This window comes from Vibrio hannami, from assembly GCF_029589055.1.
GTDB classification, from domain to species: domain Bacteria; phylum Pseudomonadota; class Gammaproteobacteria; order Enterobacterales; family Vibrionaceae; genus Vibrio; species Vibrio hannami.
On record NZ_JARQZP010000007.1, the window covers coordinates 803,869 to 824,204 of the forward strand.

Genomic DNA, 20,336 nt, shown 5'->3' on the forward strand with positions numbered 1-20,336 from the left:
TTATTGGTGGGGGATTTATCTTAACGATTTATCTCAGCGTCGAAGCTTTCTTCTTTCAACGATGACCGTAGAACAAGGTACTGAGCCAGTCGTTGTTTGTTTTACCTGAACACTTAGTTTTGGTAGTGCAGACTTTATCTGTTTAACCAGCTTTAACGAAGATTCTTCGTCAATGAACTCGACAATCGTGACGTCGTAACGGTTGCGCTCTATTGCTTTTACCAGTTTTTCGTACTGGAACGAGTGACTCCAGTTCACCGTCGTATCTGAAGAGATAACCAGGTTTGGTGCTGCGTTAAAGAAAATAAAATCAAGTACATCTGATTTATACACCTTGCTTATCGCCGGATAGGTTTCGGCAATCTGGTGTCGTGCTTTGTTGCCACTGTAAACAAGAGTGATATTGAATCGGCTGCTCAATTGAGACGCTACAGAAGCGTTGCCACAGAAGATAACCTGTTGGCTTGCCACGTTTACCAGATGTTCATTAATACGCTGCTCGATATTGCTCTTTACAAACAGGTTGTTAGTAAGCCTAGTGCTGCTTTCTTCTTTTAAATAGCTAAATTCACTCATAGTTCACATCCTTAAAATTCAACTAATGAAACATTGGTAACGTATGAACTAATACAATTAGCGTGCCACAAATGGAGAAAAGTTATTTGGTGGTTCATTTTGTCCATTTTTTGATGACTAGGGATTGGTGCTGGAGTGATTTTGATTTTTAGGTTAATAACTCTGCATAAATATTCATTATGGGGAATTTATCTCTGCTCTTTAATGGTACGATCTGCATCAAAATGGGGCAGGGGAGCACAGGTTAATATGGATAGTTGAGTATAGGCTTGGCAGAAAGCACGTCACCACGGAGAACGAGGAATAACGAATGATCAAAATAAAGACAGAAACCAGCAGTAAAGTGATTATCGGTGAGAATTCTCTGCTCAAGGTTTTTGATGAGTTACCATCAGGGGCCAAGAATATCGCTCTTGTTACAGGTAGTCATTTTGTTTCAAGTGCCAGCTATGCTCTGCTTGAACAGCAGTGCCGCGATCTTAAAATTAAACTCAACCGTTTTGTTGTGAGCGCTGAACCTAGAGTTGAAGTTGTAGACTCGATTGTTGACTCGCTGGAAGAGCCTCAAGATCTTGTTTTGGGTATCGGTGGTGGTAGTGCTCTCGACTGTGCAAAAGCTGTTGCGGCGATGCTTACTTCTGAAGGAGGCCTCGAGCGTTATCTGGAAGGGATTGGTGATTTAGTGCCTTTACCGAGAAAGGTGCCGTTTTACGCCATCCCTACGACTTCGGGAACAGGTAGTGAAGCAACAAAAAACGCCGTGTTCATAAAGCAAGGTAAAGTTAGCTATAAGAAGTCGATTCGTCATGATTCTTATATTCCCGATGTGGTTATCCTTGATCCTCTCTTAACTTTAGGTTGCCCGCCTTTGGTCACCGCGGCTTGCGGTTTTGATGCAATAGCACAACTACTTGAGGCATATATCTCAACAAAAGCGACTAAATATACTGACGAAGCGTGTCTTGAAGGCTTGCAACATGCATTTGATGTGTTCCCTATCGTTTGCAATGATTTAGCCAGAGATATTCAGGCAAGAGAAAAAATGGCTATCGCATCTTTCTTAAGCGGTGTTGGGTTAGCAAATGCTGGCCTGGTTAATGTTCATGGGATTGCAGGTCCCATTGGTGGCGAGATTGATATCCCGCATGGCGTTGCGGTTGCGATGATTTTCCCTGAAACCTTACAACTTATCGTGGAAAAATTGCCTTCTGAGTGTATTACGCGTGAAAAGCTCGATAGGTTAGTTGATCTGATTTCAGATGAAAATGACACTTTAATCAAACTCCAGGGCAGTCACAAACTTATCGAGTTTCTTAAGTTATCGCGAGAGAAATACCTTCCAGGAAGCCTATCGGACTATGGTATAACCGCTGCTAATATCGCGAGAATCGCCAAAGAGAGTGCAGATAAGAACTCTCCGGTTCACCTATCAGAAAGCGAGATAATAGCGTTGCTGGAGAGTCGTTGTTAGGTCTTTTGAGTTTGCTTATATAGTGTGCTGCTGGATATTTAATAAAAATATTTCTGTTTCTTATATATGAGAAACAGAAATAGTCTCTAAAATATTTGCAATTAATATTTATGTAATAAAAGTGTGAGTGCATAAATTGTTCGTATATTGAACAGGTTGTGTTTGTTTACCTCGTTTTATCCTAATTATTATCTAGTTTTTTATTCTTACTTTTGTTTTTTAACTAGTGATTTAGACTATTTTGACGTTTCGAATATCCATTCCTATGTTTAATTACCACTTCAAAAACATGGGGAAATTCTGATGAAAAGAAACAGTAAAGGTTACCGCCTACAGTTGATCAAAGAGACCGTGGAAAGACAGCGCCGCAGGCAAAGTGAAGACCCCATGACCCAACACATTGACCAGTTGTTGACAGAGAGACCAGAGATTAAAAACGACCTCACCTCGCACCATTTTTCTGGACACCACTTCGATCAGGAAATCGGTGGTTGGGTTAGTGACAGATGGCACTGAACATCAGTATCTGGCCCTGAATTACATTACTTGAGTATATCCTGAGCGATCATAAAGTTAGCTGTTGAAGCGGATTCAATGGCTGGAACTGCTTTGTCATCGCTCACTGACGAACGATCTTTTAGTTCAATACCTGAGATCTGAAGCTTGAGGGATTCACCCAGCAAGTAGAACGCTTTGTTGCTCGCGTCATCATAGCCGAGCCCTTCAGGGCGGATATTTGATATGCAGTTCCTGCTCGACTCTTTAGCGCCGCGTTTGGGGCTCCATGTCATATAGATCCCCATGCTGTCTGGTGAAGTGAGCCCCGGTCGTTCTCCGATTAAGATCAAGACTATCTTAGCATTCAGGCACTCACCGATATCGTCTCCAATTGCTACTCTGGCTTGCGTGGCTATTGTGATTGGTGCCAGTGACCAGTCGTGATTGTTATCACTAACCATTTTCTGAGCCAACCTTTCAACAACAGGCAGGGCGTGATTTTGTATTGCGGTAGAGGAGAGCCCATCGCCGATAACAATAGCGAGGTCATATTTTTTATCATGATTTAGGCTATGTGCTTTAAGGTTTTCCCAGGACATTTCTTCCAACTGGCGACCAAGATCAGGTCGTTGTAGATAAACCATTCTGTCTCTTGCCTTACTATTAACTACGATGGGTGCATCGGATGTGGCGAAACGAGTTGCTTCTGATTCCATCAGCTGTTTTTTTAAAACCTCGACATCCAGCGCTTTATGAACGGCGTCGATAGCCCGCGCATGATCCAACTGAAAACCGAGAAGTTCTTGTGTCGGAATACTGTTACCCGCTCTCCCGATTGCGATTCGTGCAGAGGTAAATTGCTTGAGGCTTTTCCATTGGCTCTCATTAACTGTGGTGTCGGGATTGATTACTGAGGTATTGCTTGGCATTACTCCGCCTTATCCAGAATGGAAAGTGTTTCGTTAAATGATCTGGCTACCTGGTCGTTGAGTTTTACCTGTTCGATGTCACTGAAGATATTCATTTTGGTTAGCCACTCTTCAAACTCGGGAGCTGGTTTTAAGCCCAGTGTTTTTCTTGCGTAAAGCGCATCGTGAAACGAGGTAGTCTGGTAGTTGAGCATGATGTCGTCAGAACCGGGTATTCCCATAATAAATGAGCAGCCTGCAACCCCAAGTAAAGTAAGAAGGTTGTCCATATCGTTCTGATCGGCATACGCGTGGTTGGTGTAACAGATATCACAGCCCATAGGTAAGCCGAGTAATTTTCCGCAGAAATGGTCTTCCAGTCCTGCTCGGATTATCTGTTTTCCGTCAAATAAGTATTCTGGTCCGATAAAACCTACAACGGTATTTACTAGCAGTGGGCTGAAGTGACGGGCAACGGCATAAGCCCTCGATTCACATGTTTGCTGGTCCACTCCGTGAAATGCATTGGCTGAAAGTGCAGTGCCTTGTCCGGTTTCGAAATACATAACATTGTTACCGACCGAACCGCGTTTAAGAGATAACGCTGCATCTTGTGCCTCTTTAAGAACGGCCAGGTTAACGCCAAACGTGTCATTGGTTCCTTCGGTGCCCCCAATGGACTGGAATACCAGATCGACAGGTGCGCCTTGCTCTATAACTTCGATAGTATTGGTGACGTGAGTGAGCACACATGATTGAGTAGGGATCTGGTAGTGCTGAATAACCTCGTCCAACAGGGACAATAGTTTGGCTGTTTGAGGAACGTTGTCCGTCGCGGGATTAATACCAATAACGGCGTCGCCATTTCCGTACATAAGCCCATCGAATATTGAGGCAGCTATGCCGTCTAGTGAGTCTGTCGGATGGTTAGGCTGTAAGCGTGTCGAAAGCCTATTTTTCAAACCTATTGTGTTGCGAAACCCTGTAATTACCCGACATTTCTGTGCAACCAGAATCAAATCTTGATTTCGCATTATTTTGCTGACAGCCGCTACCATCTCTGGCGTAAGGCCTGGACGAAGCCTTGCTAATGTTGCTTCATCAGCACTATCGCTTAAAAGCCAATTACGAAAATCGCCAACAGTCATATGTGAAATAAGTGCGAATGCTTCAACATCGTGGCTGTCGATTATCAAACGGGTTATCTCGTCAGATTCGTAAGGGATAATGGCCTCATTGAGGAAGGTCTTTAGCGGTAAATCTGCCAGAGCCATCTGTGCGATAACCCTCTCTTCTGCCGTATTAGCACTCACTCCGGCAAGCATATCCCCGGATCTTTCGGGTGTAGCTTTTGCCATTAAATCAGCGAGGGAATGGAAATGATAAACCTGATTTCCCTGCTGCCAGCGATACGCTGCAGTCATAATCTGTCCTTAATAGATTAAACACTTCATAGAACGATCAATTGGAAACAGCGGCCGAAGCCGCTGTGATCAGAACTCATTAACTGTAGCGATAAGGTCGTCCTGCTTTTTCCATATCCGCGTTGTATTTCTTGAATATTTCAACGATTTTCGCTTTTGTCGGGGATTCTTTAGCAATCTCATCCCAGAACTTGTGCGCATCTGCTTCAACTGTTGCCCACTCCTCATCAGGGATAGAAGTCAGTTTCATATCTGCGCCGTCAACACGAAGTTTGGCTTCACCGCCCCAGTACCACCATTGACGGTAGTAGTGAGAGCTTTCCATACAAAGTTTAAGTAGCTCTTTCAGGTGGTCTGGCAGCTCGTTGTAACGATCCATGTTAGCGAAGAAAGAACCGATCCACGCACCTGAGATGTTGTTGGTAAGGAAGTAATCGGTAACCTTAGACCAGCCTACGGTGTAGTCTTCAGTGATACCAGACCAGGCAATACCGTCGAGCTCACCTGTCTGAAGAGCGACTTCTACGTCTTCCCACGGGATAGAAACAGGTACAACACCAAATTTAGCCAGGAAACGACCCGCAGTAGGGAAGGTAAACACCCTTAAGCCTTTAAGATCTTCAAGGCTGGTAATAGGCTTTTTGGTGGCGAAGTGACAAGGATCCCATGCACCTGCGGAAATATGTTTCACCCCAACCTTCGCGTACTCTTCTGCCCAGATTTCCCCTAAACCGTATTGATTGAAAAGAACAGGGACATCCAGAGAGTAGCGGCTACCAAATGGGAAGTATCCGCCAAATGTGGTGACTTCTGTTGGAGAAGCCATCGAGTCGTCGTCCGACTGAACTGCATCTATGATGCCTTTTTGCAGTGCGCGGAACAGTTCACCCGTTGGTACCAGCTGATCGGCAAAATAGAGCTCAATCTGCATCTCTTCACCAGCGATTTTATTAAATGCTTCTATCGCTGGTTTCACAACGTGCTCTGCCAAAGCAGGGCCAGCATAAGTTTGCATTCGCCATTTGATTTTTGGGCTGGATGCAAAGGTTTTTGCAGGAGCAAGCATGGTACCGGCGGTTAGTGCCGCAGCACCTGTTAAGAATTTACGTCTTGAGTTCATAGTATCCCTCCAATGGATATCAATCCGGGGGGCGACTTGCCCACCCAAAGTAGTGCGTTAATTTAAATTCGGTTTCATTATTTTGCGTAAACGTATTCTGGTAACCACATCGCTAAATCTGGGAACAGCATGATCAGGATGAGTGAGAAAACCATGATGGCGACAAATGGCCCGATTGAACCGTAGATGTCGCGCAAACTAATTTCAGGTGGCGCCATCGCTCTCATTAAGAAGAGGTTGTAGCCAAATGGTGGTGTCATGTAGGCAATCTGAGAAGTCACGGTGTAAAGCACGCCATACCAAATAAGGTCAAAGCCAAGAGCGTGAACAAGAGGAACATATAACGGCGCGACGATTACCAACATGGCGGTATCATCAAGGAAAGTACCCATCACCAGAAACGAAAGTTGCATTAGAATAAGGATGGTCCATGGACTCAGGCCAAGCTGTTCTGTGAACATATGCTCAATGGCTTTTACTGCGCCCAGTCCGTCAAATACTGCGCCGAAGCCAAGTGCTGCGAGTATGATCCACATAAACATGCATGAAATAGCCAATGTGCTGCGAACGGAGTTTTCAAATACAACCCTATTCATGCGGCCTTTTAGAATCGCAGCAAGCATAGCGGCCATAGCACCGATTGCTGAGCTTTCTACCAGGCTCGTCCAGCCATTAACGAACGGAATCATCATGACGGCAAATATGCCTATCGGAAGTAGCCCTGCACCCAAAAGCTTAAGCTTTTCATCTAACGGTACGTTTCTTTCCTCGGCACTTAACACTGGACCAAGCTTGGGGTTCAGGTAGCATCTTACAGCGATGTAGATGATGAATAGTGTTGCCATCACAAGGCCGGGAACAATTCCGGCCAGCCACAACTGGCCGACAGGTTGGCGAGCGATCATGGCATAAAGAACGAGTACCACAGAAGGTGGAACCAGTATCCCGAGAGATGAGCCCGCTTGAATTACACCAGTTACCATCTTTTTGTCATAACCGCGTTTAAGTAATTCCGGCAGAGCAATAGTTGCACCAATCGCCATGCCTGCCACAGAAAGGCCATTCATCGCAGAAACCAGCACCATCAGCCCTATGGTGCCTATAGCTAAGCCACCGGGCATCGGCCCCATCCAGACGTGGAACATTTTGTACAGGTCATCGGCTATCTTGGACTCAGAAAGGACGTACCCCATAAAGATGAACATTGGCAGCGTAAGCATTGGATACCAGTTCATCAGCTTCATTGCTGCGGTAAAAGGGATATCTACACCACCCGTACCCCATAGCAGCAAAGCAGCGATGGAAGCCACAGCTCCTATAGCAGCAAATACTCGTTGACCCGTTGCCATTAACAACATCATCAACGAAAACATCATTGTTGCGATCATGCCATAACTCATTTGATTTCTACTCCACGGATAGTTGCAATGTCTTTGATTAGCTGGGAAATAGCCTGAAGGATCATCATTAAGAACCCTGTACACATAAGTGCTTTAATAGGCCAAAGAAGTGGTCGCCATGCGGTGCGGCTGCGCTGTCCGTATTCGAGCGAATAGAGCGTACTATCCAAACCACCATAAAGAAGAACGCCCAGATAGAAGATGAGAGAAAATACAGTGAAGGCATCGACCCAGGCCCGCTGCTTGACTGACCACTCACCATAGAAAAGATCCATTCTTACGTTAGCGTTTAGTTGGATGGCGTAAGCGCCACCAAGTATGTAGTAGGCGACCATCATGAATTGAGCGGATTCGAGTGTCCAAAGGGATGGCATAAAAAAGGTTTTAGACACAGAAGACCACAGTAGCACGCCGACCATCAGGAAAATTCCATATGTCATCAGCCTGCCGACCCCCCGGTTAAAGGCATCGACATATTTGACATAGGCGAGAAGAAATCCAGGCATTTAAGTTCCTTAATAATCTGGTTCAGTTTTTGCTGTTTTACAGCTAATTCACTTTCAACTTTGACGTGCGAGTCCCGTTCCGTATTAATATCGAAAAGTGGAAAAAGTGAATAATTCATAAATAACAATAAGATAAGTAAGGTCTTGCCCTGTATTGGTTCAACAGCCGAGATAAGGACAAAGAGTATGGAGAACAATGGGGTAGTAGGTGGTGAACCATCGTTGTGCACACTTCACTCAGATGATGCAAACCATCAGGCTGCGAATCTGGTTAACTGGGATCAACAGTTTGACCAGCTTAGTCATGGGCGATTTCTGGGGGTTATTAATGAAATTCATTATCCGGATGTTCATGTTTTCAGAGAAGACACCAGCCACGTATTACGACAACAGTGCCGGGTCGAAGATGGCGGTTTGTGGATAGGGTTCAGTGCTGATAACAAACAGTGTCGTATTAATAATGCACTACCTGAAGGGCAGCAGTTTTTATGTCGTCCGGGAGGCCTAGACTTTGAATTATTGACTCCTGACGACTTTTCTATATTTGGCCTGGTATTGCACCGAAGCTTGATGTCAGAGCTCGAAGAGTGTGAAGAGGAGGGCTGCTTTTCCGATGCGGATCCACAATTGTGGTTAGAACATATATCACCGTTGGATTTGTTCCGATTTCGTGAGTACCTTTCGATTCTTCTTAATTCTGAAGGCAATAAGTGGAGCAGCAGAACTCAACAGTTGATACTAAAAGATGCTATTTACGATTTGCTCTGCCAGACCAAAAATCATCAACAAACAAACGTTTCTGTGGATCAAAGGCATAAGGTTATGTCCAAAGTTAAGCTGTATCTGAATGAGTCCGCTTTACACTCGCCGATCACCGTAAGTGAGCTGTGTACAGCTGTTCATGTAAGCCGTAGAACGCTACAGAATATTTTCGCTCAATGTTGTGGGATGTCGCCTAAACAATATATTTCGTTTGTCCGTCTAAATCAGGTCAGACGAGCCTTGTTAGTTGCTGATCAGACACAAACAGTAACGGATATAGCGTTTGATTTTGGTTTTTTTCATCTGGGGCAATTTGGTCAGGATTATAAACGTCTGTTTGGTGAGACGCCGTTACAGACACTAATGCGAAATTAAGACGCGAGAGATTCAGGAAAGTTAAGCAGATTTAACAAATTTTCCCAAATTGCGCTTTGGCCGCTAGCCTATGGTTGATGGATAAGATATGTTTTATTTATTAGGGATATAGTTCAAAAAATATCTTTGCTGAACCTCAACCAGAAGAAGAGTCACGGATGAAAACGATACTGACCAATGCCATCGCTCGTTTCAAATCAACTCACAAAGCCGTAAGAATCACCACCTATCTGATACTGAGCTACCTTACCTACGCTGCGTTGATTGGCCTGGCGCTACCGCCAATCCTTGAAGCGAAAGCCCCCGACAAAATTAAAGAGCTTATCGGACGCGACGTTACTATTGGTGAGGTCAGAATTAATCCCTTCTTACTGCGTTTTGAGGTAAATCAGCTCTCAGTCGCTGAAAATGAGAGTGCAAGTGAACGTCAGGACGACTTTGTTTCGATTGCACAAATCAAAACAGAGTTTAACTTCTGGGAAAGTGCGTTGAGCTTCACACCGACTCTAGAGTACTTCTATGTTACAAAGCCTGATATTAATCTGGCTCGCTTGTCTCGTAGTGATGATGGAGTGCGTTTTAACTTTAGTGATATTCCGGAACATATAGCATCACAGAAAGTAGAGGGCGAACAGCCGAAGACAGAGGTCACGCCTGAAGACACATCCGAAGGCATTTTTGCTTTCCGGGCTCGCCAGATTACATTGCAGGATGGTCGAATCGGTATAAAGGATCATATAACTGGGGCAAACTTAGGCTATCAGAGTATAGATATTGCTCTTACGAATCTGGACACACAAGCCTTCTCTATTCAGATCCCTGACACCGGTGCTCAAAACAAAGCCACGCTTTCTCCTGAAGCAAACAAATACTCTTTGTCTCTGGCGGGTATCGATAATAGCCAGCTTGATATCAAAGGACAGTTTCAGCTCTACTCGCTCGAAGTTCTTGGGGATATAGAACTAGCTAACCTACAGTTAGCACCGTTTTGGCCTCTGACAGAACAAGTCGTTGCCGCTGAGCTGACAAGTGGCGTTATTAACCTGTCTTCTCAATACCATCTTCAGCAAGAAGGTGAACAAATCAATATTAGTACTGAAGATGGACAGTTTTCGTTGTCTGACCTGACATTTAGCCACAAAGAAGACCCGAAATTGAAGCTTGCCAACCTTACTCTTAGCGACATTAAGGTAAGTACGGAAAAATCTTATGTCGATATCGGGGCATTGACACTAGCGCAACCATGGGTGAATGCGGTACTCGATAAAGCTGGCGTCGATTTACAGAAATATTTTGTACCGGAGGCAAAAGAAAAGAGTAGTGAAGAAGCAGCGACGGGCGCTGAAACTGCTGCAGACCAAGACGCTCAACCCTGGTTAGTAACGCTTGACGCTTTCGAAATGCAAAATGCTGACATCAACCTGAAGGAGAAAATGGTAAGTGATGGCGTTTTCTGGCGCGTATTTGGATTTGATTTGAGTACCGGACCATTGGTCAGTGATTTAAGCGCTCCTATTGATTATCAGTTGGGATTTGATATTGGATCTGCGTACAAAAAGCAGCCTGAAAAATCACGGGGAAAGTATTCCAGCAAAGGCAAGGTCGATGGAAAAGCGCTGACGGTAGACAGCGAGATGCAGCTGTCTAAATTGCAGCTAAAGCAGTTCCAGCGTTATATCGATCCGCACCTGAATATTATTCTTAACAAAGGAACACTTGATGTAAGCGGCAATGTTCAGGCTGACTCTGAAGGGAAACTTGATTTTAAGGGACAAAGTACAGTCGATAGTTTTCTGATCAGAGATGAACTGGAGAAAGAACCGCTGGTTCAGTGGAAAAAGGTGTCGGTTGACTCAATTGATTTTAGTAGATCTAAAAACGCATTAAAGATAAACACTATTTTGTTTGATGAGCTCTTCTCAAAGGTCATTATTACCAAAGATCAGAAAACTAATGTTGGAGATCTAACCGAAAACAACGAACAGGCTGGTGAGCCTGCGGCGAGCAAAGAATCAGTACCTAAAAGTAAAGGCGCACAGAAGGCAAGTAACTCTATATCTGACCCAGATGCGATGGCACTGGATGTTCGAAAAATCATTATCAAAGATGGTTCAGCCTTTTTTGCGGACTATTCATTAACACCTAATTTCGCCTCCGGTATTGAACTCATGAATGGTGAGATTAGTAATATTTCGTCTAACCCAGCAGCCAGAGCCAAGGTCGATATTCAGGGTAAAATAGACAAGTATGCACCTGTGAAATTAGAGGGTGAAGTCAATCCGCTAGCTGTTCCACCGTATCTGGATCTCGATTTTAAAGTAGATAGTGCGGAGTTGACTTCTGTGAATACATACTCTGGCACTTACGCGGGTTACTACATAGATAAAGGTTTGCTCTCTCTTACGGTAAATTACAAGTTGGAAAACAACATACTTGAAGGGAAAAACCATGTTGTTGTTGACCAACTTACTTTGGGCAAGCGAAGTGAGTCTGATTTAGCAACAAGCTTACCTGTTAGCCTTGCAGTTAGCCTATTGAAGGACAGTGATGGCGTTATTGACCTTGGGTTTGGTGTTTCAGGTGATGTTGATAGCCCGGACTTCAGCTTTGGTGGTGCCATTATGACAGTGCTTGGCAATATCATAACCAAAGCGATAACAGCGCCATTCTCATTGCTTGCCGATCTGGTTGGCAGTGATGAAGACCTGGATTTTGTCGATTTTGAAGCTGGAACTGACAGTCTGGATTCTGCTGCTCAAAGCCGATTGGATAAACTGGCTGAAGCGCTGGTTGCCCGCCCAGGTTTAAACATCAGTGTTGAAGGCTCTGTTTTAGCTGCCGAAGACTCCAAGAGCCTGGCAGAGCAGCAGTTCCATTCCAAACTACAAAAGCTCAGTGGTGTCGAACAGTTGCCGTCTGACTTGAGTGCCAGCCGGATCTCTGACTATCCAGAACTGACTCAGGCTTTAGAAGCTCTGTTTACTCAGGAGCTAAGTAACGATCTTTCTGAAGAAAGAGAGAAAATGGTTAATTACCTGAAGGAACAGAAGCAAAGTGAAGACGCTGAAATTACACCTGAGGAGCTAAATCAGGCTCTGCATATCAGCATATATAACCAGCTGTTGACCGCTCAGGACATCAGTACCAATGATCTTGGTAACTTAGCTCAGTCCAGGGCTAAATCGGTCAAGGCCTACCTGGTAGAAAAAGAGATTAATCCGGGAAGGGTTTATATTCTGGATAGCAAAGCGAAACTCAAAACCGAGGAAAGAAAGGCGCTTATGACGATTGAAATGGAGTAAAGGTATCCGAAAGATCCAGGTGGCAGGCGAACATTAGTTCGCCTACCTATATTTCCCTTCTACAGAACTTACAACAAAGGTTTCTACTTTTAACTCTTCTGACCAATAGTCTGACTTCCAGCCACCTTTGAGTTTTAGGTGACGGATAAACTCTTTTGGATTTGGCAACTTATCCCATACCTGAGGAAGAAAGACAGAACGCCTATACTTTTCGGAAAAAATTAAGCCGCATTTGTTGTTTGCGAGAAAATATTCAAGTTCTGCTTGAGAGGAAAAGTGCTGTTGCTTAGGAATGGATAATACCGAAACCTCTATTGTTAACGCATTCAACTGTTGGCTTTCCAGCGGTGGGAATCGAGTATCTTCAAAACAGCTGGAACGAGCTTTCCGCGCAACCTCCTCTGCCAGTGAGTGGTATGAGGAAGGATAGATAGAACCAAGGCAGCCTTGTAGCTCTCCATTGACCTCAAGAGTAACGAAACAGCCTGCTGGTTCCCGCAGTTTGTCGGGAAGTTCGGTAGGAGCAGGTCTGGATGCTTCTTTATTTGCTATATATTCCTGAATTGCAGTTCTCGCGATGTCCAGAAGGATGTTCAATTCTTTGTTATTAAGGTGAGGTAACAGTGTAACTGACATAGCCAACCACTCTTGATTTGTTTCCGGCGGTGTCGCCAGAGTTAATGAGTTCCAACTTGTGCAAACTACAGCCACTTTTTTGAGCAAGCACCAGAAGCGTGTTAATCGCTGTGCAACCACAGGCCATTTCCGGTGTCAGGTCGGGTTGAAGTGATTCTATATGAGAACAACTTTCTTTATCGATATCCTGAGCGTTGCTGTATGGATGAAAATGACTTAAGTCGCTGCTGATTACAAATATGGTTTGTTCATCTTGCCATAATGGTTCTAATAAGGACGCCAATACTTCAGGAGTAATATAGCCCGTTAGGATTGGGAGAAGCTTTATGTCATTCAGGCTGGTTTGCAAAAAAGGGAGCTGGACTTCGAGGCAGTGCTCCGGAGAGTGAGCTTCATCGCTGGCTGTTACATGCTCTGAGTTCAGGAGTAGGTTCATTCCATCGGTATCGAGGGTAATTTCTCCTAAAGGGGAGGTGAAAATATCTGCTTCAGGGATTACGCATCCGTCAAAACTGTAGTAATGGCTCGGCCCGATAAGAACAACACGCTTAATTTTGTCACTGATTTGTGAGAGTTGTTTATAGGCCTTTGCAGCCGTTGAGCCTGAATAGATATACCCGGCATGAGGCACAATAAGCGCTTTAAGATTATTGCTTTGTTCAGGCGAAAGCGTGGCTTCATCTAACCATTGTTCGATCTGTGATTTCAGATCCTGAGCCGAATCATCATAGAAACGGCCAGCTACAGCCGGGTATCGGGTCGTCATATCTCTGCCTATATTTAGTACAGGGTTTGAGGTCACTTGAATATAGTATAGAAGCGATCAGTGAATGAGGTTGTGTAATATGACTTTCATCAACAGTACGGTTAAAACCAAATACTGGCATAAGTTAGATGACGACAGAGTGGTTTGTGACCTGTGCCCCCGTGAATGTTCACTGCGGGATGGTAAGCGCGGCGCTTGTTTTGTTCGCCAGGCGGTTGATGGTGAAATTGTGCTGACCAGTTATGGCAGAAGTAGTGGTTTTGCTGTTGATCCTATCGAGAAAAAGCCGTTAAACCATTTTTATCCTGGTAGCCGTGTATTGTCCTTTGGAACGGCAGGTTGCAATCTTGGATGCAAGTTTTGCCAGAACTGGAATATCAGTAAATCGCGTAAGATGGACACAATTTCAATGGAGGCCAGCCCAGAGCAGATAGCGAACATTGCGGTTTATGAAGAATGCAAGAGCGTTGCTTTTACATACAACGACCCTGTGATTTTTATGGAATATGCTGTCGATACAGCCATTGCCTGCCACGAGAAGGGCGTTAAGAGTGTGGCTGTCAGCGCCGGGTATATATGCGATAAACCAAGAGTCGATTTTTTCAGGCATATGAACGCAGCAAATATCGACCTTAAAGCATTTACTGAGCGTTTCTATCGTAAGCTATGCAGCGGTCACCTTGCTCCGGTTTTAGACACCTTGCTTTATCTAAAACACGAAACCGATGTGTGGTTTGAGATCACCACTTTGCTTATTCCTGGAGAAAATGATTCAAATAATGAGCTGGAAGAAATGTGCCAATGGATTGTAGACAACCTTGGCTACGATACACCGCTTCACTTTAGTGCCTACCATCCGGATTTTAAGATAATAGACATCCCCAGAACGCCGCTTTCAACCTTGCTCAGAGCGAGAGACATAGCCATAAAACAAGGTATGAATTATGTGTACATTGGTAATGCAATAGATCCGGATTCAGAAAGTACGTTTTGTCCTTCCTGTAATCGTCGGTTGATCGAGCGAGCCTGGCATCTCGTGCGTCAAAATAAAATCTTTAGTGGGGGAAAGTGTCCATATTGTCGCTATCCAATTGCTGGCGTCTATAATTAACCAAAGCAGAAAAAGGAATCGCTTATGGGTAAATTCAAACACTCAAAGTTTGTGACTATCTGGATGTTAGCACTTGTGTTCATCACAAACGGATCCGCTTTTGCGAAAGATATTGTTGTGGCTGCTGTTGAGGTTAGCCAAAGAGGCTTTTGGGGCGAAGATGGAACAGCTCAAGGTTCATCTGTAGAAATCACAAATACTGTTGCTCAGGCCGCCAACATACAGGTCAAAAATGTAATCATGCCGTATCCACGTATCCTGCATAATCTAGAGGTTGGGAAAGTAGATTTAGCTTTGCTGGTACCCAATGACAAAGTAACCAAGGTGGCTATCCCTCTGGTTCATCTTCAAAACGTAGATTTTATCATTGTTGGTAAACGAGGTACTGAGCTGAATAACGTGGAGGACCTTACTGGCAAGCGGGTTGGTTACCTTCGGAGTTCGCGTATTTCCGAGAAAATTTTAGAAAATCTTGATGTTATAAATGTAGAAGGTGACCAATACACACATATGATTCAAATGCTGATGCATGATCGAATTGACGCAATGGTTGCTGCAAAATATACCTTCAATTATTCATTAAAGGAACTGGGCTATACATGGAATGATCTTAGCGCCCCCTTCTTATGAGGCAGTTGGAATTGCATCTGGTCTTTTCTAAAAAGAAAGCAGACGAGAGCATCATAGCGGCTCTGGTTGCTGCTTCAACTAGAACTGAAACAAAAAGTATAATTCAGGCGATCATTGATAAATATGAGCATCCGTGGTGACGTTTAGTAGGTTTCATTGTCAAAGCGTGCTTTCCTCGTTTCGCTTATCGAACAGTTGGTCATTGCCATCAGCTCATTGAGGGTGATGTTCGGGTTCTCTGTAATAATACGTCTCAAGCGTTCTTCTTTAGGTTCTAGTTTGTCCTTATGTCTTTCTAATCCTTCTTCCAGTTTACGAACCAAAAATGCCATTGTTTCTGGCTCAGTTGATTTGATGTGCTCGCAAAACTCAGATTGTTTTATCGCTAGCCCTGTTATTTGCCAGTTGCGGGATCGGCGAACTCGAGATAGTTTGCAGTGATAGTTTTCAGCCAGGCTACGAGCTCGTTTCGCTTGTTCACCACCGATTCGATGAATAAGAGAAGGAAGGGCTATGGTTATCGCCTTATCTGACATCTTTAATGGCTTGCTCCTAAAACTAAACCTTAGATTTTACACTATGGTCAAAATGAGACCGAGAACTGAAAAAGTCATTCATCGTAAAACACGAAGCTCCTTAGTCTAGCGTTAAAAAATTCGAATGCTAGATAAGGAGAAAAATAATGCTTTTTATCACTAACCGTGTACCTGTGCAGTCGGCCAGATCCAAAGTGAACAGGCGAATCAGTTTTAATTACGACAATACCAGTCCTTCAGCCTATCTTTATTTCTGTGAACGGACAGGAAAAGATGAATACAAGGAGATAAAACAAGATGCCTTCTTTAGTCAGTTAAAGTCACTATCGAACGAAACTCAAATTCTGTTTTATCTGCACGGCTTTAATAACAATATGGAGCCGGATATCTTCGGCAACGCGGCGCAATTGCAGAAGTTAATTAACGAACAGTCGGATGGCAATACCCTGGTAAAAGTGATTCCTCTTATCTGGCCATGTGACGATGATAGCCCAATCCATTTAGCTGATGATTATTACGATGATCAGGATGCAGCCGATGGCAGTGGACTGGCGTTTTCAAGGTTGCTGGGTAAGTTTGACACCTGGCGTCAGGCCGAGGCTCAGACGAAAGAGCTTTGCGTTAAACGTATCAATATACTGGCGCATTCGATGGGTAACAGAGTGCTGAAAAACGCGTTACAGAAATGGGCGCAAGACTACTCCAATGGAAACATGCCTCAGCTATTTCGTAACGTGTTTATGATTGCGGCTGATGTTGAAAACGAAACTTTGGAAAAAGGAGAGGCTGGTCAGTATATCGTTGATTCCGGGCGAAATATTGTTGTCTATTACGCTAACGACGATCTTGCCATGCCGGCTTCAAAAGTGGCTAATACGTTAAGAATGAAAACCATGTCCCGTAGAATGGGGATGACAGGCCCTGAAGATTTAAGCAGATTACCGAAGAAGGTATACGAAGTGGATTGTGATGACTTCAACAACCGCTTCGATAGCCCAAAAGGGCATTCATACTTTCTGACAGACTCAGACGGTAATGTGAGTCCAATTATCGCGCATATGGTTAAAGCGATAGATACCGGTCGTGTTCCGGGAGAGCGGAGCGACCGGTTAACAGTAGATTGATTTAGCTATTTTTAACGAAAATAAGTCTTCAGTACTTTAGCTAGTCTATCAACCGCAACTTCAAGCTCACTCTCGGTAGCGTTGCTGAAATTCAGTCGTAGCGCCGCCTGTTTATCGGCAGATGCAGGGTAGAACACATCACTCGGAACAACTGCCACGCCTTTAGCAAGTAGTGCTTTTGCGAGGTCAAAGGTATCGCACTCTGGGATAGTCACCCAGATAAACATGCCGCCTTCTACTGAGTTAACACCACACTCTTGCGGAAGGTGAGTAGTTAACTCATCGATAAGTTTCTGGCATCTTGCTTTATATAGCGCTCTGATAGTCTCGATGTGTTGTGGGAAATCTTTGTTCTTAAGCAGGCCAAGTAAAAGTGCCTGCATAGGAACGCTAGAGTGCAGGTCTGCGCCTTGCTTCACCTTAATCATTGGTTCGAGATAAGCAGCTTTACCCGTCACTACACCCATTCTTAAACCCGGAGAGGCAATCTTCGAGAAAGAGCGAAGAACGATGGAGTGTTCTGGGCAGAAGCTGGAAACCAATGGCAGAGCTTTACCGGTGAATCGTAAATCTCGATATGGTGCGTCTTCCACCAGTGCAACATTGTACTTCTTACATAGTTCTGCAACTTGCTGACGTACTTCCAGAGACCAGCAAACACCAGTCGGGTTGTGGAAATCGGGTACCGTGTAAAACAGTTTGGGTTTTTCTGCCGCGAAGCAGCTTTCCAATTTATCCAGGTCAGGCCCAGACTCATTTTGCGGCACGGTTATGATATCTGCCTGAACCAACCCAAATACCTGCATTGCACCAAGGTAGCTAGGTGCTTCCATCACCACTTTGTCACCGGGATTAATAAAAGCTCGGGCGATAAGGTCTAAGCCTTGTTGTGAGCCTGTGGTTACCATTACTTGCTGAGAATCAGCAAGCTCAAAGTAGTCGGTTAAGTAATTCAGCAGAGGTGTATACCCTGCAGTATTGCTGTACTGAAACACCTCTGGTGTATCAGCTAACCCTGTCAGGGTATCTTTCATCAGCGAAATCGGGAACGTATCTGCATCAGGTAGTCCACCTGCCAGAGAGATAACGTTAGGATCGCTTGCTGCATCAAGGATTTCACGGATATAAGAGGATTGAATTTGTTGAAGTGATTTAGCGATTTCCATTGGTAAGTTCCACAAGCAAGCGAATTGATTTTTAGTGTTGGAGCATCATAAAAGGAGTTGAGAAGATTATCATGTCCATTTATGCTTGTTGATGTGTCTATTTATGCTATTTGCTATGTCATCAACTCAATCTCACACTCAACAGATATCTCGCATCAATGATGTTCTGTTCTATATTCATCAGGATATAAGTCGGGATCTCCCGGCGGCCAAGTTGGCAGATATTGCTGCTTATTCTGAGCAGCATTTTCACCGTACCTTCAAATCAGTGGTAGGGGAGTCGGTTCACCAATATATACGGAGAACACGCATGGAATACGCAGCCAATCAGTTGACGTTTGATATGAATGCAACGGTATTGGATGTTGCCAATAAATCAGGATTTAGCTCGGTGTCTTCGTTTAGCAGAGCGTTTAAAAGTGCTTTCGATATGTCTCCGGGAGAGTGGCGGCACACTGGTCTTCAAAGTGATGAAAAACCTTATCTTAGCGACCCGGAGATAGCGGCGAGTTACGAAAGGTTATCTAATTGGGAGATTCCTCAGCCTCAGATACAGGAAGTGCTACCCCGGCAGGTCGCCTATGTTCGTCACCTTGGTTATAACCGTTCAATAAAAAATGCGTGGCTATTACTCAAAGCGTGGGCAGGCAGTGAAGAGCGGGAATTTAAAGGGCAGTTTGGGTTGCACCACTCTAACCCAGCGTGGGTTGAGTTGGATAAATGTCGCTATGTGGCATGTATTGAGATAGATAAACCATTAAAGCAGCGTGGGATTGTGAATCAGCTGACCATTCCGGGTGGCTTATATGCCTGTTTCAACCTGCAAGGGAAATATGGCGAACTGCTACCTAAAATTAGCCGGATTCAAGAAAGATGGTTACCTGAATCCGGCTTCAAAATGGGCTCAACACCGGCTTATGTGCACTATCTAAAAAATCACTTTATCGCTTCAGACGAGAGGTTTGAGCTGGAGTTTTACCTACCAGTCAGCTTTTATTGATCGGAAGCCTGAGGAGCTTGTGCCGCCGCAGACTCGCTTTGAGCGCGGCTTATCGGTTTTGATGCTGCCACCATCATAAAGCCTCTGGTAACGCGGAAGCATAGTTTCGTTACCCATGGTGCCGCCTTGATGGATATACAACAGGTTTTGGCCTTTATTTTCAGGAAACCACTGTTTCAGGCAGCGCCACATAAAGGGGTCGTAAAGCAATTCGAACTCCACATGTGTTTGTCGCTCCAGCTCTTGCCACACCTTATAGTTCTCTTGTTCAAGGCGGCCAAAGTGATGCTTTATATCTGCGCCCAAAACTGTGGGCTGAGGTACGTCCGGATCAAGTTCAGCAAACTGTTCTTGAAGATACTCTTCCCCTCCGACGCAGGCGCAGGTAAGCACTTCTATACCGTGAGTGTGGAGGTGTTTCTGAAGATATAACGCGGTGGTTCCTGTGCCCGATGGAAGCGCTACAGTCAGGTTTTCCATGCGTTCCATCATCTTCCAGCTAATGATTTCATCCGCCAGAAGCTTCACTCCCTCTTCTGCAAGCGGGCTTCTGCCGCCTTCAGGAATGATCATACACCCTTGTTCTTCTGCGTATGTGTCCTGAATATATTGTGCGGGATGCCTTCCTTCCCGATTCTCTACCAGAGATAGGTCGATGACCTCTGCGCCCATTTCGACTGCACCGCGATAATTGCCCATCGGGCGATCTGTAATAAAGCTGGGGATATGGTCGACGTAAAACTTAAGCTTCCATCCTCGACAAGCGCACAGCACAGACAAAGAGTAGAGAGAGTTAGCTTGCGCTGAACCGTAGCCAATTAAGGTGTGAACTTCAGGAAAATCACCATTCAGAAGTGACAGAAATTTACGAGCTTTGTTCCCTGAGAATTGTGAATGCAGCAAGTCATCACGTTTCAGGTAAAAAGGGTGCCCATCAAAACAATGCGTTGTTATTGGGCTGTCTGAGAGTTTCATAGCAATAGCTATTATTTATTCTGTTTATAGAAAAAGGTGGGAGATTCTAG

The 20,336-nt window shown here is 44.5% G+C and carries 19 protein-coding genes; 8 read left to right on the forward strand and 11 right to left on the reverse strand.

The genetic code is table 11. The features are described from left to right. Positions 1-33 precede the first annotated feature (33 nt). Complete coding sequence (locus P7F88_RS18115) at positions 34-576, reverse strand: hypothetical protein (protein WP_277826996.1); 543 nt, start codon at positions 574-576, stop codon at positions 34-36. Positions 577-886: 310 nt separating this feature from the next. Between P7F88_RS18115 and P7F88_RS18120 the strand changes: the two genes are divergently transcribed. Both P7F88_RS18120 and P7F88_RS18125 read left to right on the forward strand, forming a co-directional pair. Continuing rightward, on the forward strand, positions 887-2,047 hold the full coding sequence (locus tag P7F88_RS18120) for an iron-containing alcohol dehydrogenase (RefSeq protein WP_277826998.1): 1,161 nt from the start codon (positions 887-889) through the stop codon (positions 2,045-2,047). A gap of 303 nt (positions 2,048-2,350) precedes the next feature. Next, positions 2,351-2,563: a hypothetical protein gene (locus P7F88_RS18125; RefSeq protein WP_277827000.1), complete on the forward strand. Its 213-nt coding sequence runs from the start codon at positions 2,351-2,353 to the stop codon at positions 2,561-2,563. Positions 2,564-2,589: 26 nt separating this feature from the next. Here P7F88_RS18125 and eutC read toward each other — a convergent pair whose 3' ends face one another. From eutC to P7F88_RS18150, 5 genes are all read right to left on the reverse strand, one after another. Next, positions 2,590-3,474: an ethanolamine ammonia-lyase subunit EutC gene (eutC, locus tag P7F88_RS18130; RefSeq protein WP_277827002.1), complete on the reverse strand. Its 885-nt coding sequence runs from the start codon at positions 3,472-3,474 to the stop codon at positions 2,590-2,592. Next, on the reverse strand, positions 3,474-4,877 hold the full coding sequence (locus P7F88_RS18135; protein WP_277827004.1) for an ethanolamine ammonia-lyase subunit EutB: 1,404 nt from the start codon (positions 4,875-4,877) through the stop codon (positions 3,474-3,476). The genes eutC and P7F88_RS18135 overlap by 1 nt, the downstream gene beginning before the upstream one ends. A gap of 79 nt (positions 4,878-4,956) precedes the next feature. Continuing rightward, a complete protein-coding gene (gene dctP, locus P7F88_RS18140; protein ID WP_277827006.1) occupies positions 4,957-5,997 on the reverse strand; it encodes a TRAP transporter substrate-binding protein DctP in 1,041 nt (346 codons plus the stop codon). Positions 5,998-6,074: 77 nt separating this feature from the next. Next, positions 6,075-7,397, reverse strand: coding sequence for a TRAP transporter large permease (locus P7F88_RS18145; RefSeq protein ID WP_277827008.1), 1,323 nt, complete (start codon positions 7,395-7,397; stop codon positions 6,075-6,077). Beyond that, entirely contained in the window at positions 7,394-7,837 is a 444-nt protein-coding gene (locus P7F88_RS18150) for a TRAP transporter small permease subunit (protein ID WP_277827010.1), read from the reverse strand. The genes P7F88_RS18145 and P7F88_RS18150 overlap by 4 nt, the downstream gene beginning before the upstream one ends. A gap of 252 nt (positions 7,838-8,089) precedes the next feature. Between P7F88_RS18150 and P7F88_RS18155 the strand changes: the two genes are divergently transcribed. Then, complete coding sequence (locus tag P7F88_RS18155) at positions 8,090-9,040, forward strand: helix-turn-helix domain-containing protein (protein WP_277827012.1); 951 nt, start codon at positions 8,090-8,092, stop codon at positions 9,038-9,040. A 158-nt stretch (positions 9,041-9,198) separates the two neighbouring features. Beyond that, a complete protein-coding gene (locus tag P7F88_RS18160) occupies positions 9,199-12,342 on the forward strand; it encodes a DUF748 domain-containing protein (RefSeq protein ID WP_277827014.1) in 3,144 nt (1,047 codons plus the stop codon). Positions 12,343-12,384: 42 nt separating this feature from the next. Here the strand turns inward: P7F88_RS18160 and amrA are convergent, their stop codons facing one another. Together amrA and amrB are read right to left on the reverse strand one after the other, a co-directional pair. Continuing rightward, positions 12,385-12,978: an AmmeMemoRadiSam system protein A gene (amrA, locus tag P7F88_RS18165; RefSeq protein ID WP_277827016.1), complete on the reverse strand. Its 594-nt coding sequence runs from the start codon at positions 12,976-12,978 to the stop codon at positions 12,385-12,387. After that, entirely contained in the window at positions 12,950-13,744 is a 795-nt protein-coding gene (gene amrB / locus P7F88_RS18170; protein ID WP_277827018.1) for an AmmeMemoRadiSam system protein B, read from the reverse strand. Before amrB ends, amrA begins: the two co-directional genes overlap by 29 nt. Positions 13,745-13,823: 79 nt before the next feature. On the opposite strand from amrB, the gene amrS reads away from it, so the two are divergent. Both amrS and P7F88_RS18180 read left to right on the forward strand, forming a co-directional pair. Further along, complete coding sequence (gene amrS / locus P7F88_RS18175) at positions 13,824-14,855, forward strand: AmmeMemoRadiSam system radical SAM enzyme (RefSeq protein WP_277827020.1); 1,032 nt, start codon at positions 13,824-13,826, stop codon at positions 14,853-14,855. 24 nt (positions 14,856-14,879) lie between these two features. Beyond that, complete coding sequence (locus P7F88_RS18180; RefSeq protein WP_277827022.1) at positions 14,880-15,485, forward strand: substrate-binding periplasmic protein; 606 nt, start codon at positions 14,880-14,882, stop codon at positions 15,483-15,485. A 143-nt stretch (positions 15,486-15,628) separates the two neighbouring features. Here the strand turns inward: P7F88_RS18180 and P7F88_RS18185 are convergent, their stop codons facing one another. Next, complete coding sequence (locus P7F88_RS18185) at positions 15,629-16,021, reverse strand: ribosome recycling factor family protein (RefSeq protein WP_277827024.1); 393 nt, start codon at positions 16,019-16,021, stop codon at positions 15,629-15,631. A gap of 146 nt (positions 16,022-16,167) precedes the next feature. Here P7F88_RS18185 and P7F88_RS18190 point away from each other — a divergent pair, with 146 nt between their 5' ends. Beyond that, a complete protein-coding gene (locus P7F88_RS18190) occupies positions 16,168-17,145 on the forward strand; it encodes an alpha/beta hydrolase (protein WP_277827026.1) in 978 nt (325 codons plus the stop codon). Between the two features lie 11 nt (positions 17,146-17,156). On the opposite strand, the gene P7F88_RS18195 is transcribed toward P7F88_RS18190, so the two are convergent. Next, positions 17,157-18,311: an aminotransferase-like domain-containing protein gene (locus tag P7F88_RS18195; protein WP_277827028.1), complete on the reverse strand. Its 1,155-nt coding sequence runs from the start codon at positions 18,309-18,311 to the stop codon at positions 17,157-17,159. A 103-nt stretch (positions 18,312-18,414) separates the two neighbouring features. Between P7F88_RS18195 and P7F88_RS18200 the strand changes: the two genes are divergently transcribed. Continuing rightward, a complete protein-coding gene (locus tag P7F88_RS18200) occupies positions 18,415-19,311 on the forward strand; it encodes an AraC family transcriptional regulator (RefSeq protein ID WP_277827029.1) in 897 nt (298 codons plus the stop codon). Here the strand turns inward: P7F88_RS18200 and P7F88_RS18205 are convergent. Beyond that, positions 19,291-20,286 carry a 1-aminocyclopropane-1-carboxylate deaminase/D-cysteine desulfhydrase gene (locus P7F88_RS18205; RefSeq protein WP_277827031.1) on the reverse strand — a complete coding sequence of 332 codons (996 nt, stop codon included), beginning with the start codon at positions 20,284-20,286 and terminating at the stop codon, positions 19,291-19,293. The two genes, P7F88_RS18200 and P7F88_RS18205, sit on opposite strands and share 21 nt — an antisense overlap. Positions 20,287-20,336: the final 50 nt, after the last annotated feature.

Excerpts from the sequence above, each read along its gene's own strand:
- P7F88_RS18115 (WP_277826996.1), bottom strand. The coding sequence starts at position 576 with ATGAGTGAATTTAGCTATTTAAAAGAAGAAAGCAGCACTAGGCTTACT.
- P7F88_RS18120 (WP_277826998.1), top strand. The coding sequence starts at position 887 with ATGATCAAAATAAAGACAGAAACCAGCAGTAAAGTGATTATCGGTGAG.
- P7F88_RS18125 (WP_277827000.1), top strand. The coding sequence starts at position 2,351 with ATGAAAAGAAACAGTAAAGGTTACCGCCTACAGTTGATCAAAGAGACC.
- eutC (WP_277827002.1), bottom strand. The coding sequence starts at position 3,474 with ATGCCAAGCAATACCTCAGTAATCAATCCCGACACCACAGTTAATGAG.
- P7F88_RS18135 (WP_277827004.1), bottom strand. The coding sequence starts at position 4,877 with ATGACTGCAGCGTATCGCTGGCAGCAGGGAAATCAGGTTTATCATTTC.
- dctP (WP_277827006.1), bottom strand. The coding sequence starts at position 5,997 with ATGAACTCAAGACGTAAATTCTTAACAGGTGCTGCGGCACTAACCGCC.
- P7F88_RS18145 (WP_277827008.1), bottom strand. The coding sequence starts at position 7,397 with ATGAGTTATGGCATGATCGCAACAATGATGTTTTCGTTGATGATGTTG.
- P7F88_RS18150 (WP_277827010.1), bottom strand. The coding sequence starts at position 7,837 with ATGACATATGGAATTTTCCTGATGGTCGGCGTGCTACTGTGGTCTTCT.
- P7F88_RS18155 (WP_277827012.1), top strand. The coding sequence starts at position 8,090 with ATGGAGAACAATGGGGTAGTAGGTGGTGAACCATCGTTGTGCACACTT.
- P7F88_RS18160 (WP_277827014.1), top strand. The coding sequence starts at position 9,199 with ATGAAAACGATACTGACCAATGCCATCGCTCGTTTCAAATCAACTCAC.
- amrA (WP_277827016.1), bottom strand. The coding sequence starts at position 12,978 with ATGTCAGTTACACTGTTACCTCACCTTAATAACAAAGAATTGAACATC.
- amrB (WP_277827018.1), bottom strand. The coding sequence starts at position 13,744 with ATGACGACCCGATACCCGGCTGTAGCTGGCCGTTTCTATGATGATTCG.
- amrS (WP_277827020.1), top strand. The coding sequence starts at position 13,824 with ATGACTTTCATCAACAGTACGGTTAAAACCAAATACTGGCATAAGTTA.
- P7F88_RS18180 (WP_277827022.1), top strand. The coding sequence starts at position 14,880 with ATGGGTAAATTCAAACACTCAAAGTTTGTGACTATCTGGATGTTAGCA.
- P7F88_RS18185 (WP_277827024.1), bottom strand. The coding sequence starts at position 16,021 with ATGTCAGATAAGGCGATAACCATAGCCCTTCCTTCTCTTATTCATCGA.
- P7F88_RS18190 (WP_277827026.1), top strand. The coding sequence starts at position 16,168 with ATGCTTTTTATCACTAACCGTGTACCTGTGCAGTCGGCCAGATCCAAA.
- P7F88_RS18195 (WP_277827028.1), bottom strand. The coding sequence starts at position 18,311 with ATGGAAATCGCTAAATCACTTCAACAAATTCAATCCTCTTATATCCGT.
- P7F88_RS18200 (WP_277827029.1), top strand. The coding sequence starts at position 18,415 with ATGCTATTTGCTATGTCATCAACTCAATCTCACACTCAACAGATATCT.
- P7F88_RS18205 (WP_277827031.1), bottom strand. The coding sequence starts at position 20,286 with ATGAAACTCTCAGACAGCCCAATAACAACGCATTGTTTTGATGGGCAC.